At 57.0% G+C, this 14,519-nt stretch carries 4 protein-coding genes and 2 rRNA genes; 3 read left to right on the top strand and 3 right to left on the bottom strand.

Annotated features, from left to right (window positions below; all coding sequences use genetic code 11):
• Nucleotides 1–26: 26 nt before the first annotated feature.
• The 3 genes from ACUIAD_RS02890 to ACUIAD_RS02880 form a co-directional block, all read right to left on the bottom strand.
• A 23S ribosomal RNA gene (locus tag ACUIAD_RS02890) occupies nt 27–3,094 on the bottom strand.
• A gap of 407 nt (nt 3,095–3,501) precedes the next feature.
• Nucleotides 3,502–5,026, bottom strand: a 16S ribosomal RNA gene (locus ACUIAD_RS02885).
• The 16S and 23S rRNA genes sit together here, the layout of an rRNA operon.
• 531 nt (nt 5,027–5,557) lie before the next feature.
• Nucleotides 5,558–6,475 carry an alpha/beta fold hydrolase gene (locus ACUIAD_RS02880; protein ID WP_110451458.1) on the bottom strand — a complete coding sequence of 306 codons (918 nt, stop codon included), beginning with the start codon at nt 6,473–6,475 and terminating at the stop codon, nt 5,558–5,560.
• Nucleotides 6,476–7,191: 716 nt separating this feature from the next.
• On the opposite strand from ACUIAD_RS02880, the gene ACUIAD_RS02875 reads away from it, so the two are divergent.
• From ACUIAD_RS02875 to ACUIAD_RS02865, 3 genes are all read left to right on the top strand, one after another.
• Nucleotides 7,192–10,512 carry an Ig-like domain-containing protein gene (locus ACUIAD_RS02875; RefSeq protein WP_445343629.1) on the top strand — a complete coding sequence of 1,107 codons (3,321 nt, stop codon included), beginning with the start codon at nt 7,192–7,194 and terminating at the stop codon, nt 10,510–10,512.
• A 320-nt stretch (nt 10,513–10,832) separates the two neighbouring features.
• Nucleotides 10,833–12,971 carry an alpha-galactosidase gene (locus tag ACUIAD_RS02870; protein WP_445343628.1) on the top strand — a complete coding sequence of 713 codons (2,139 nt, stop codon included), beginning with the start codon at nt 10,833–10,835 and terminating at the stop codon, nt 12,969–12,971.
• 107 nt (nt 12,972–13,078) lie between these two features.
• The gene (locus ACUIAD_RS02865; RefSeq protein ID WP_445343627.1) at nt 13,079–14,434 is read left to right on the top strand and encodes an ABC transporter substrate-binding protein; all 1,356 of its coding nucleotides are present in this window, start codon (nt 13,079–13,081) and stop codon (nt 14,432–14,434) included.
• The last annotated feature ends 85 nt before the right edge of the window (nt 14,435–14,519 follow it).

Below are 14,519 nucleotides of genomic sequence, written 5' to 3'. Positions count from 1 at the left end.
GCCGCCGCCCCTTACGGGGGCGGGTTGTTGTGTTGTCTTCGACCATTAGTGCCGGTCGGCTTCGCCCCTTGCGGGGTGTCCACGTCCGGTCTATCGACCATGTGTTCTGCATGGGGTCTTCAGAAGCCGTAGGGCTTCATGGAATCCTTATCTTGGAGGGGGCTTCCCGCTTAGATGCTTTCAGCGGTTATCCCATCCGAACGTAGCCAACCGGCCGTGCCGCTGGCGCGACAACCGGCATACCAGAGGTTCGTCCACCCAGGTCCTCTCGTACTATGGGCAGGGCTCCTCAAGATTCCAACGAGCGCAGAGGATAGAGACCAAACTGTCTCACGACGTTCTGAACCCAGCTCGCGTGCCGCTTTAATCGGCGAACGGCCGAACCCTTGGGACCTGCTCCAGCCCCAGGATGCGACGAGCCGACATCGAGGTGCCAAACCATCCCGTCGATATGGACTCTTGGGGATGATCAGCCTGTTATCCCCGGGGTACCTTTTATCCGTTGAGCGATGCCGCGTCCGTACGCCGGCACCGGATCACTATCTCCGACTTTCGTCCCTGCTCGACCCGTCGGTCTCGCAGTCAAGCTCCCTTGTGCGATTGCACTCAACACCCGATTGCCAACCGGGCTGAGGGAACCCTTGGGCGCCTCCGTTACTCTTTGGGAGGCAACCGCCCCAGTTAAACTACCCGCCAGGCACTGTCCCTGGCCGGGATGACCGGCCGAGGTTAGAGGCCAGATGAGGACAGAGCGGTATTTCACATTGCGGCTCCACGGATGCTGGCGCACCCGCTTCGAAGCCTCCCGCCTATGCTACACAGTCCGCACCTAACGCCAATACCAAGGTATAGTAAAGGTCCCGGGGTCTTTTCGTCCTTCTGCGCTTAACGAGCATCTTTACTCGTACTGCAATTTCGCCGAGCTCCTGGTCGAGACAGTGGGGAAGTCGTTACGCCATTCGTGCAGGTCGGAACTTACCCGACAAGGAATTTCGCTACCTTAGGATGGTTATAGTTACCACCGCCGTTTACCGGGGCTTGAATTCACCGCTGCCCCCCCGAAGGGGATGACGGATCCTCTTAACCTTCCGGCACCGGGCAGGCGTCAGTGCATATACAGCGACTTACGTCTTCGCATGCACCTGTGTTTTTGGTAAACAGTCGCTACCCCCTGGTCTGTGCCGCCCCCACCGGCTCCGCGCGCAAGGCGCCTCACCGGCAGGGGCCTCCCTTATACCGAAGGCACGGGAGTGATTTGCCGAGTTCCTTGACCAGGATTCGCTCGATCGCTTTGGTATACTCTACCTGACCACCAGTGTCGGTTTAGGGTACGGGCGGCGCCACTCCTCACGCCGAAGCTTTTCTCGACGGAACGGCACACCGGATTCGGGGCACAAGACCCCCCATCATCACACCTCGCGCTCATGCCGGGCGGATTTGCCTGCCCGACGCGCCGCATGCTTGACCACGGATAACCACCACCGCGGCCCGGCTCCCGTTCCGTGTCACTCCTGCGCTACCCGCCACGCATCCACACGCCGGTCCCGCCACATCGGCAGGTCCGAAGACCAGCCTCCGAAGCAGGTAAGGGCATGCTTCCGCGTCTTGGATTGGACGGCTTGACGCCGGTAGGAGAATATCGACTCCTTCATCCATTCGACTACGCCTGTCGGCCTCGCCTTAGGACCCGACTCACCCGGGGACGACGAACGTGGCCCCGGAACCCTTGGTCATCCAGCGGACGGGATTCTCACCCGCCTCTCGCTACTCATGTCTGCATTCTCACTTCCACGCGGTCCACGGCCGGCTCACGCCGCCGCTTCGCCCCACGCGGAACGCTCTCCTACCCAGCACAGCAAACTGCGCTGCCGCGTCTTCGGTGGCGTGCTTGAGCCCCGCTACATTATCGGCGCGGAACCACTAGACCAGTGAGCTGTTACGCACTCTTTCAAGGATGGCTGCTTCTGAGCCAACCTCCTGGCTGTCTATGCGACTCCACATCCTTTCCCACTTAGCACGCGCTTAGGGACCTTAGACGACGATCTGGGCTGTCTCCCTCTCGACGACGGAGCTTATCCCCCGCCGACTCACTGCCGCGATACACCTCGCACGTATTCGGAGTTTGGCTGCTGTCGGTACCCGATACGGGCCCTCAAGCATCCAGTAGCTCTACCCCATGGAGGCACTCACGCGACGCTGCACCGAAATGCATTTCGGAGAGAACCAGCTATCACGGAATTTGATTGGCCTTTCACCCCTAGCCCCAGGTCATCGGCCCGGTTTTCAACCCAGGTCCGTTCGGTCCTCCACGCGGTCTTACCCGCGCTTCAACCTGCCCAGGGCTAGATCATCCCGCTTCGGGTCCAGGACACGCGACTGGAACGCCCTTATCGGACTCGCTTTCGCTACGGCTGCCCCACACGGGTTAGCCTCGCCACGCACCACTGACTCGCAGACTCATTTTTCGATAGGCACGCCGTCACCCCGAAAGGCTCCGACGGATTGTAGGCACACGGTTTCAGAAACTCTTTCACTCCCCTCCCGGGGTGCTTTTCACCTTTCCCTCACGGTACTCGTACGCTATCGGTCAGACAGGAATATTCAGGCTTACCCCACGGTCGGGGCCGATTCACACGGGATTCCACGAGTCCCGCGCTACTTGGGAACAAGAACCGGCAGGCGGCGCGGCTTCGGCTACGGGGCCATCACCCTCTACGGCCGGGAATTCAATCCCGTTCGCCTCACACGCCGCTTTATCACTGCCGCCGGGCCCGTCGGAGCCCGGACGCCAAGTCCCACAACACCCATGCCGCAACCCCCGACGGGTCTGACACGGCACCGGTTTGGCCATCATCCGCTTTCGCTCGCCACTACTCACGGAATATCCTTTCCTGCAGGTACTGAGATGTTTCACTTCCCTGCGTACCCCCCGCACGAATGCGGTGCCGGCCCATAACAGCCGGCGGGTTACCCCATTCGGACACCCTCGGATCAAAGCCCTGTCGGCGGCTCCCCGAGGCCTATCGCGGCCCCACGCGTCCTTCATCGGTCCTGTCTGCCAAGGCATCCACCATGCGCCCTTGCCGACAACACGACCACAGGCCATGCCACGACAACAACAACTGCGAACTGCCAGACGACAAATCATCACACTAAACGATCACAAAACGATCGACCCGAACCCACTAACAACATAGGCTCGGACGAACAATACAGCAGACAGCCAGCCCAAAGCCAGCCATCCGCTCGCGTCCACTATCCAGTTCTCAAGCCACCAGCGCGCCGCCAAGACCCGCCACGGGGCAACACCCCACGCAGGAACCAGACGGGCGACAGGAACACCACCCAAACAAGGTGGCGATCCGGGAACCCAACAGCGCATCCATGCCACAGCCTCAAGACCGTTCCACGCCAGCACGCCCACGCCATCCGGCCAGACAGCCGGACCCGCAGGCACGACCCCCGCGCAGACCACGCAGAGGAATTTCATAATCTCCGTAGAAAGGAGGTGATCCAGCCGCACCTTCCGGTACGGCTACCTTGTTACGACTTAGTCCCAATCGCGGACCTCACCTTAGACGGCTCCCCCCCAAACGGGTTGGGCCACCGGCTTCGGGTGCTGCCCACTTTCATGACTTGACGGGCGGTGTGTACAAGGCCCGGGAACGCATTCACCGCGGCGTTGCTGATCCGCGATTACTAGCGACTCCGCCTTCACGGAGCCGGGTTGCAGGCTCCGATCCGAACTGAGACCGGTTTTCAGGGATCCGCTCCATGTCACCATGTCGCATCCCGCTGTACCGGCCATTGTAGCATGCGTGAAGCCCTGGACGTAAGGGGCATGATGATCTGACGTCATCCCCACCTTCCTCCGGGTTAACCCCGGCGGTCCCCCGTGAGTTCCCGGCATGACCCGCTGGCAACACGAGGCGAGGGTTGCGCTCGTTGCGGGACTTGACCCAACATCTCACGACACGAGCTGACGACGACCATGCACCACCTGTGAACCGGCCCCGAAGGGAAGCCGCGTCTCCGCAGCCGTCCGGCACATGTCAAGCCCAGGTAAGGTTCTTCGCGTTGCATCGAATTAATCCGCATGCTCCGCCGCTTGTGCGGGCCCCCGTCAATTTCTTTGAGTTTTAGCCTTGCGGCCGTACTCCCCAGGCGGGATGCTTAACGCGTTAGCTCCGACACGGAACCCGTGGAACGGGCCCCACATCCAGCATCCACCGTTTACGGCGTGGACTACCAGGGTATCTAATCCTGTTCGCTCCCCACGCTTTCGCTCCTCAGCGTCAGTGACGGCCCAGAGACCTGCCTTCGCCATCGGTGTTCTTCCCGATATCTACACATTCCACCGTTACACCGGGAATTCCAGTCTCCCCTACCGCACTCCAGTCCGCCCGTACCCGGCGCCGATCCACCGTTAAGCGATGGACTTTCACACCAGACGCGACGAACCGCCTACGAGCTCTTTACGCCCAATAAATCCGGATAACGCTTGCACCCTACGTATTACCGCGGCTGCTGGCACGTAGTTAGCCGGTGCTTATTCGAAAGGTACACTCACTCTCGCTTGCTCCCAATCAAAAGCGGTTTACAACCCGAAGGCCGTCATCCCGCACGCGGCGTCGCTGCATCAGGCTTTCGCCCATTGTGCAATATTCCCCACTGCTGCCTCCCGTAGGAGTCTGGGCCGTATCTCAGTCCCAATGTGGCCGGTCGCCCTCTCAGGCCGGCTACCCGTCGAAGCCTTGGCAGGCCATCACCCCGCCAACAAGCTGATAGGACGCGACCCCATCCCATGCCGGTAAACCCTTTCCCACGCCATCATGCGACAGCGCGGAGCATCCGGCATTACCACCCGTTTCCAGGAGCTATTCCGAAGCATGGGGCAGGTTGGTCACGTATTACTCACCCGTTCGCCACTCTCACCGCCAAGCAAGCTTGGCGGATCCCGTTCGACTTGCATGTGTTAAGCACGCCGCCAGCGTTCATCCTGAGCCAGAATCAAACCCTCCACAAAAAACCATGAAGAAGCCGAAACGACTCACATCAATAATTGACGGGCCAGCTTCCATAAGGAGGAAACCAACCCACGAAAAACCCCGACACCCCTCACAACGCTCCCACGTACCCGACAACAGCCGGGCGGGCATCGGACTGGCAATCAAAAAGCTATAAGTAGCACAAACACGCTCTTGAGTTCTCAAACCACCACCACACCAACAAGCAATCCAACCTCCACCCGGAAGAAGAACCGCCATGCTGAGCAGCAAGAGACAAACTTACACGAACCCGAATCGTTCTGCAAATTGGCATAGAAAAATCTAGGAGGAGCCCAATGATTCCGGGGATTCTACGGCGTGTTGATCTTCATCGACACGGTCCCCGTTTCATCGACCTTCGCCTATCCAGGAACCCCGCGCACTCTTCAGCGAGGCTCGAACCAATATCTTCCATTACTTATATTAGTAGATTCAGCTCCTCGCAGGATGTATTTCCACCATTTGGATGAGCACGGACGACGAGGCAGCCGTTACTTATTAATCAAGCGCTACAGGCAGATGGCTTTAACCGTTGCTGCGAATCGGTCAGGCTCATCCCATTGCGGGCAGTGTCCGGACCGATCAAAACGGATGAACCGATGCGGGCTCTTCAACCCTTCGGCAAACTGCTCAACCAGCTTGCCTGGCAGATGACGGTCATACCTGCCGCTGATGAAATAGACAGGCGCCCCGAAAGAGGTCTGCCCGCTGAAATCGACCTGCTCCAGTTCAGTATTCAAGCGCGCCCGGGATTGAGACACCCCCTTGGCATGGTTGAGCAGACGTGACCAGTTGTAGTACGGCGAGCGCAGGTAGGTCATGATCCGTCCCAGGGATCCGAACAGCATGGCAGCTCCGCCGCGAGACAGCAGTTCATCGACCATCAGCACCATGTCAGCGGCCCCGCTCTCACTACTGACTATCGAACCGAGCCGAGGGCCCAGGCTCTGTCGCCCCCAATTTCGCCGTAACCGGAGAGCGGCACGCATACTGACGACCTGTCCGAGACCGATGTAGCTGCGGATAAGGGAGGGATACCGCTTCACCATTTCCAGTCCCAAGACGCTGCCCCAGGAATGACCGATAAGAATCAGGGAATCCTGCATGTAGGCATGAAGAAGCTCTAGCACAAACTGGTGAACATCTTCGACCATCGAATCGATGGTCACTGTCTCGTCAGGCGCAAAAGGATGGTAGGACAGCCCACTGCCCCGCTGGTCCAGGTTGATAAAACGAAAATCACGTTCCAAGGCCGCGTTGTACTGCATGGTCAACGGAATGCAGGCATCGCCTGGGCCACCATGCAAATAAAGAATGATGGGAGCACGGCGAGGCGCCGGATTCATCGAGAAAACCAGGTGCGTGCCATTGATCTGCGCCCTATACAGACGGGAGCTGCTGGGAACTGCCATGGTGCGACCAGTCATGGAATCATTCTATCTATATCTCATCCAGCATGCTGAAATCACCTTCAATAAGATGAAACCAGGCGTATAACGTGCACAGTCCGCATATTTCTTGATTCGCCTATTAATTTCAATATTAATGACCATTGCCTGAGCATATTCGTAAACCAGCGGATCAATCATCGTCGAAGCAGAGCTGGCTTCCTTCCCTGAAATTACCTAATCTTCCTTCCTCTCCTCCCTCCAATGGCTTCGCAAATAGCTAGCTGCATCTAGATAGTGAGAACGTTATCCAGATGTTGAGGACTCGATACAGAACGTGATATATTTTAGGCGACATAAGGCTTTATCATCTACGAATATTTGACGATAGAACGTTTTCATAATATGCTATTTCCTGTCGTGTCGATGATGTCACCGGCAAAAATCCACTAAGAAGGACGAGCAATAAAACGAAAGGAGCCTTGTACTTATCAACGCACCCCAGCCGATTATGACCTTGCTGTTGAGGATCAGACGGCCAACGCGTGAACAATGAAGTTCTTGGCATCGCTCACTCGGATCCTGAACCGTCCGAATCGAGCAATTGCCTTGCATTCCGATGGAAGAAACGCATTATGGGAAAATACCAGACATTTTTAGCATTGGCAGCAAGCGCAAGCCTACTGGCCGGAACATGCGTCCTGCCGGCAGCTTACGCCGATGAAGCCAAACCAGCACAAGTCCTCAAAGTCGATATGGGCAAGACAACTGGAAAGTTCCTCGGCGGAGCCTCGGGAACCCTGTACGGCTTGGGCGACGAGGGATCGCCGACAGATGCCATTCTTGATGGCGCCCGTGTGGAAAATTCCTCGCAGAAGCCGCCAACAGGCTCCCAACACCCAAGCGGAGACGCCCTGGCCTTGGAGAACCAGTTCTTTGCAAATGGAGGACGGGAGCTGGCCGTATACATGCAGGATTATTACCCGGATTGGTCCTATAACCATGGTTCACGCCCAGGAGATGACCGATCCTATGTAACTGACGTTCCTGTCAGCGATCCCAAGTACGGCACCTACACTGATCAGCCCAATGAGCGCTGGGATTATGGCGAGGTCGTCGAAATCGTGGTCAACAAAATCCTGTCCCAATCAGAGCATCCTGACCAGTACACCTTCATCCCCTTCAACGAGCCGGACGGCGGCAACTGGTACTACACGGGCGACGATGCTCAGAACCCGCTGTTCAAAACAACCTTCCTGAACGACTGGGACGCAGACTACCAACTGATACAAACCATCTGGCAACAATATAAAACCGGCGAAAAACCAAGCAAGGTGCGCCCCACAGCAGCGCACGCCCGCATAGCCGGCCCTGGGGACTCATCCTTCAGGCAGAATAGATCAGAGGCTTTTCTGCGCCACACCAAGGAAGCGGGAACCCTGCCGGATATCTTCGTCTGGCATGAGCTAGGCAAAGAGAGTCTGCAGAACTATCGCACCCACTACGCAAATTACCGAGCCTTGGAACACGACATCGGCGTGCCTGCCAGAAAGATCAACATCACCGAGTACGGAGAGCTGCGTGACATGTCTGTACCAGGTCAGCTGGTGCAATGGATGAGCATGTTCGAGGACACCAAGGTCCAGGCCGAGACCGCCTACTGGAACTATGCAGGCAACCTATCAGACAATATGGCCAATGCCAATGCCGCCAATGCAGGATGGTGGCAGTTCAAATGGTACGGAGACCTGCGAGGAGATCAGACTGTTCAGGTGGATTCCGATCACCGCGACAAAATCGACTCGCTCCAAGGCATCGGGGCATTGGATACCGCCAACCATAAGGGAACGGTCTTATACGGAGGCGCCAACGACGAGAACGCCGATCAAGTGAAGAATACCGGAGCCAACATTCCAGTGACCGTGCGACTGACGGGATTGGACAAGGCAGGGTTTGGCTCCACAGTGGATGTCGAAGTACGCGAGAATGCCTTTACCGGGCCAGACGGGATCGCCGCAACTCCTCGCGTCGTCAATACGCTCTCAAATGCTCAAGTACGCAATGGCACACTCGACGTCACCACAACCAGCGTGGATAGGTATGCCTCATACCAGCTTGTGGTCACACCGCATCAGGACCGGTCATTGCGCACGGATGACCAGCTGGGCCGAAACCTCCAGGTTGCAGAAGCTGAACGGACCCATCTATCCGGTGGCGCCCGCGCTTATGACAAAACGCCTTCAGGCAATGGATGGAGCTATTTCATGACATCCGGCAACGGCGATGTCGGCAACTTCAAGGACGGGGCCACAGCAGACTGGGAGGTCCAAGCGCCTGCTGACGGCAGGTACAGGCTGCAAGTGATCAGCGGCAATGCAGGATTCCCGGGCACCAATCAGGTCAGCGTGGATGCCAAGACTGTCGGCGAACTAAACTACCATGCCGAGCTGGCCATGAAGGACGCAGCAAAATGGCTGTATAGGGGAAGCGCCCAGCTGGAGATGAACCTTACTCAAGGGCGACACACCATCAGCATTCATGGATCGACGGCGCTGGACAACACCCTTGACAAGTTCCTCCTGTACAGGGTTCCTGAGGATCGCGACGGAACCAGCGATGCCGTAGACTACCCGGCTACGCAGCTTCGTCTGGTCGACGGCGCATCGCTCGATTTCTCCAGTGAAGGCACTCGCGGGTTCGCTGACCTTCGATCAGGCCATGCTCGTGCCTTCATCCACGCCTGGTCCCAGGGATACCACACAATCAGACTCGTCTATCGGGCCGCCAAGGGGACACCCGTTGCGCTGAATCTGAATGGCAAAGCCCTCCCAGGAATCACTGCCGCTTATTCGGGCCTGCAATCCACCAGCCTGCAGGTGGCGCTCAGCGAGGGCATCAACAGTCTGGACCTCTCTGGGTCAGGTGTGAGTCTACGCGACGTCCAGGTTGCCGCGTCCAAGGATCTGCGTCATTCGGCGATCGCCCTTCAAGCGGAGGACCAACAATTGAACGGCGGTGCAAGCGTCATCACCGAGAATTCGTCCAATGCCGAGAACCACCAGTACGTGGCCGGTCTGGGAAACCAGTTCGCCACTACTGAAAGCGGACCAGCCGGATACGGCGATCGCACCCGTGTAGTAGTTGCGGACAGCAACAACAAGCCGCAGGTGAATACGCACAATGTCGGCGCCATGACCATTCCGGCAGGCGCGGTTCCTCGTGGCGACTATATGGTGGCAGTCAGATTCTCCAACGATGCCTTCATCGGCAGGCACGACTACAACCCGCAAATCGTGGACCTGGGACTTCAGATCCGGCAGGGTAATGCTCACGGGCCCGAACTCGCCAGAGGTTCGTTCCGGTATACCTATTCCGACACAAGCTTCCTGAACCGTTCGCTGCAGGTATCCACGGATGGAGGGGCCTTGTCACTGGGCAATTGGGATCCGGCAGGAACAGGCAAAGGCGCTGTCTCCTGGGGAGTGGCGCCGAATATCGACTCCCTGGTTTTCTACCCTGAAACCACCGGGACGCCGACATCTGAAGACCTGGAGTCACGTCCATCAGAACCCGGTTCAATCACTATCCATGCGCCCGGCCTGGCTCAGGGCCAAATGACGCTTCGCAAAGGCCAGAAATCGCAGTTGACTGCTGTAGCATCCGCATCGACATCCATAGGTTCGAAGGAATCATCTGATGCCTCCATTACCTGGACCACATCGAATCCACGCATCGCAACGGTAGACCCCCAAGGCATGCTGTCCGCCCTTGAAATTGGCAACTGCACGATCACAGCGAGTCTCGGAAAGGCTAGCTCGTCCTTCCGTCTTCAGGTGATTCCAGCGACATCGGAGAGCGGCTTGACGCCGGGAACACCCGGACATGCATCGTCTGCGAACGATCCACAAGCCAAACCAGGGCCGGGCGCGAAAGCAGAAGGACGAAAAGATCAGGCATCCCGACTTTCATCCACTGGATCCGCGGTTATGCTGATCCTCATTGCAACCGTCGTGTTGGCAGGAATCTCCATTCCGGCCTTCTTGGCGGCTCGGCATTCTCGCGGCAAGCGATCATGACACACTGCCGATCATGACACACTGCATGGCTTTGTCGGATTAGCGGCTTTCTTTGGCCATCCCTTCGATGGCCAAAGAAAGATCCGCTTCACACGCAAATGCACTCGCAACTCGGGCTGGAACGACACGCCTGATTGACGCGATAACGTTTTCAAATTACTCTGTGATTTAGGAATTGGCCTTTGCGATCATCGGGATGCGAACATCCTTCAGACCGCAGGGACGATCGGCAAATAAGCAGGGAAGGTTGTTTGCGGTTATCGGCCATCACGATCTCCACCGGCACCTGACCTGGCTGCAATCATATGGCAGAGGACATCATGACACATGACTTTCAATGGGGCAATAATCGTCTATCCTTGTTCTTTCATTGGGATGATGACGCCCCGGTCAGCATAGGTCGGATCACGTCTGACGATGTGGACATGAGAATCGACGACAATCTGCCCCTTGTGGAGATTACGGCAGCCGGCTTCGGCCATTGGATTGCCTGCGACAGGCTGGTCAGCACTTCAATAGGAGCTGGCATGCGCTATGTCTCTCATAATTCTGGAAAAACTGAAAACGATATCAAAACACTAAGCGTGCGTATGGAGGACAGAACCGCTGGCCTTCAGGCTGACGTGACCTATCAGCTCCCCTCCGATCAGACCATGTTTCGGACCTTTGCAACAGTAACCAACATAGGAAACCACCCAATCAGCCTTGAATCGGTCACCAGCTGGGTCAGCCTGTTCGGATCCACGCCCGGAACGGAACAGGATGCAGGAAGCTGGAAGCTCCTTCATGGCGACTTCGCCTGGTTGGGAGAAAATCGCTGGCACGCCGAAAAAACAGAAGAGCTCTTCCCTAAGCTCTCACAGGAGCTGACCGGCAACAATCCACGCAATGAATACAAGGTGATCTCCACCGGCACCTGGTCAACAGGTCACCAGGCTCCGCTGGCGGTCCTGTGCAACAGGAATCATACAGCCACTTGGATTTTTCAAGTTGAGCACAACGGAGCCTGGCGATGGGAGGTTGGCGACTACACCGTCGATGGTTACATGGCCTTGTCAGGACCCACAAATGAGGATCATTCCTGGTCAAAACGCCTTGCACCAGGACAATCCTTCACGTCCGTGCCGGCATCGGTCACTCTGGCCCCTTCCTTTCAGTCGGCCTACGATTCCCTGATCGCTTATCGGCGGACCTTCGGCACGCATGTGGCCAAAGACCGATATCCGCTAGTGGTCTTCAATGACTACATGAATACCATCAACGGCGACCCGACCACCGAGAAGCTGCTTCCCCTGATAGACAGCGCGGCTGAAGTGGGCGCACAGGTCTTCTGCATCGACTGCGGCTGGTATGACGATTCCGGCGACTGGTGGCCGTCAGTGGGCGAGTGGAAACCCTCCACGACGCGCTTCCCAGGAGGATTCGCCGAAGTGATCGATGCCATCATCTCACGTGGCATGGTTCCCGGCCTGTGGATGGAACCCGAAGTCGTGGGCGTGCGCAGCCCTATCGCCGCAGCCCTGCCGGACACGGCCTTCTTCCAGCGAGATGGTCGGCGGATTGTCGAACAGGACCGTTATCTGCTTGACTTCCGAACCGATGAGGCTCGCAAGTATATGGACTCGGTCATAGACAGGCTTATCGGCGAATTCGGCATCGGCTACTTTAAGTTCGACTACAACGTCTCTCCCGGAGCTGGCACCGACAACCGAGCCGATAGCTTGGGCGATGGACTTCTGGGACATAATCGGGCTTACTGCGACTGGTTGGATGCCTTGCATGAGCGTTATCCGGATCTGATTCTTGAGAACTGCTCGTCGGGAGGCATGCGCGAAGACTACATGCAGACCAGTCACTTCCGCGTCCAATCAACTTCGGACCAGCAGGACTATCGTCTCTATCCGCCGATCGCGGTGGCTTCGCCAATGATGACGGTGCCGGAGCAGACAGCCAACTGGGCCTATCCACAAGCTTCAATGAGCCTGGAGGAAATCGCCTTCAACCTGAATACCAGCATGTTGGGCAGGTTCTTCATTTCTGGATTTCTCAATGCCATGGATGAGGACCAGCGCAGCCTGATTGCACAAGCCGTACAGGCATACAAGCTTCACGTCCAGCCCATCGTTTCCAGAGCTGTTCCTTTTTGGCCCATGGGACTGCCTGGGTGGACAGACAAGACGATGGCCCTCGGTCTTCGGTATGACCAAAGCGTCCTAGTGACGGTGTGGGCCAGGGATCCCGCTGCCTCGGAAAGTGATATGACCCTGCCCCTACCTGATTTCGCTGAGTCAGCTGTTGACGTCCACACCATCTTCCCAACGAGCGAACGATTCGCATCATGGAAAATCCTTTGGGACCAGAACAATGCCAAGCTGCATTTACAAGCGCCAGAGCATCAATTCACGTCCCGAACCTTATTGATCACAAGAAAGGGGGGACAAGGCCAAAGTCGCCTATAGGGGATCACCGGCGGGCGTCAACATCTCCGAGCCGGGGTTTCCGATTAGCCATTCATGATGGGCAGAAAGCTCCGCGAAGGATCGCGGAACACAGGAAAGGAATTTCAATGAAGATATTCAACGCAACCCGAGTCGGCGCGGCCATCGCTCTGACCGGCGCCATGGTTTTCTCCCTGGTCGGGTGTTCTAATCCCTCGACTGGAGACAATGACAGTGCCGATACGACATCTAAGGATTACTGGCCTGCAGCGACGCAGAAACTCGACGGAGTCCAGCTGAAAATGTGGGTGGCTCAGAATTCCAACAAGATCCCGCTGAAAGTAGTCTCGAACTTCGAGAAGGCTACTGGTGCCAAAATTGATGTCCAGACCATCCCCGATCCATATGAGCAGAATGTCCAGACGAAGATCACGACTGGCGATACACCCGATCTGGCCTTCTGGCAACCCACCAAATCCATGTTGGCTGGTTTCATCGCCCAGAACAAGTTGCAGAAGCTCGACAACGCGCCTTGGGTGAAGAACTATACCCAAGGCATCGCCGATGCTGGCGGCGTGGTGGACGGCACCCGTTATGCTGCCCTTTTCTCCACCCCGCCAGTTGAGGGCGTCTTCTACAACAAGGAAGTCTTCAAAAAGGCCGGTATCACAGAGACGCCTAAGAACTGGAACGACTTGGTCGAGACAGCCAAGAAGATCAAGGCAGCCAATGTCCCCGGCGTGAACTCCCCTCTGTTCGAAATGGCAGGCTCACAATGGGGCACCCAGTACGCAGTCTCCGTCCAACTGGCCGAGGCAGCTCAGAACGGCCTTTGGGACCGCGTCAATACCGGTAAAGAGAAGTTCACCGATAAGACCATTCAGACCGCAGTCGACAACTACAAGCAGCTCTTCGACGAAGGTCTCTACAACAAGGATGCAGGATCAGCCAAGGACACTGATCAGGCTGCAGCTCTCTGGGACGGCAAGACCGGAATGATCATCCAGGTCAATTCGCTCTTCAATGCCGTGGCGGCTCTGGCCAAGAACGACAAACAGGCCTTGGATGAAAAAATCGGTTTCTTCCCCATTTCCAAGGATGGGAACATCGGAACCATCATCCCTGAACAGAACAACGCACTGGTGGCCTTCAGAAGCAAAGACAGCAAGAAGGAAGCCGCATCCCGTCAGTTCATCAACTACTGGATGAGCACCGGATACGCAGACTTCGTCAAGGATCAGAAGATCATCTCCGTGCTGAAAGGGGTCAAATCCCCTGATTCGGTTCCTCAGGCCCTGGTGGATTCCGCAGCCGCGATCAAGACCGGCGTCGGCTCCATGCAGTCTCTGGCCATAGCAAACCCTGACCTTTACATCAATTTGGCCGATATGGTCAACGGCACGAAGTCGCCTCAGGATGTGACCAAGGCGACCCAGGACCAGTTCGCTCAATTGGCTAAAGCACAAGGAGCCAAGAACTTCTAAAGACTCCTGTCTTTGTCCTGCTTCCGGTAGCTGCATGTATCACGACAACAGCCGGAAGCGGTCATCATGCACGGCATCTGATGAG

Source organism: Bifidobacterium sp. ESL0819 (assembly GCF_052606245.1).
Note: the sequence above shows the minus strand (reverse complement) of the source record. Positions and strands in the feature narration are given on the sequence as shown.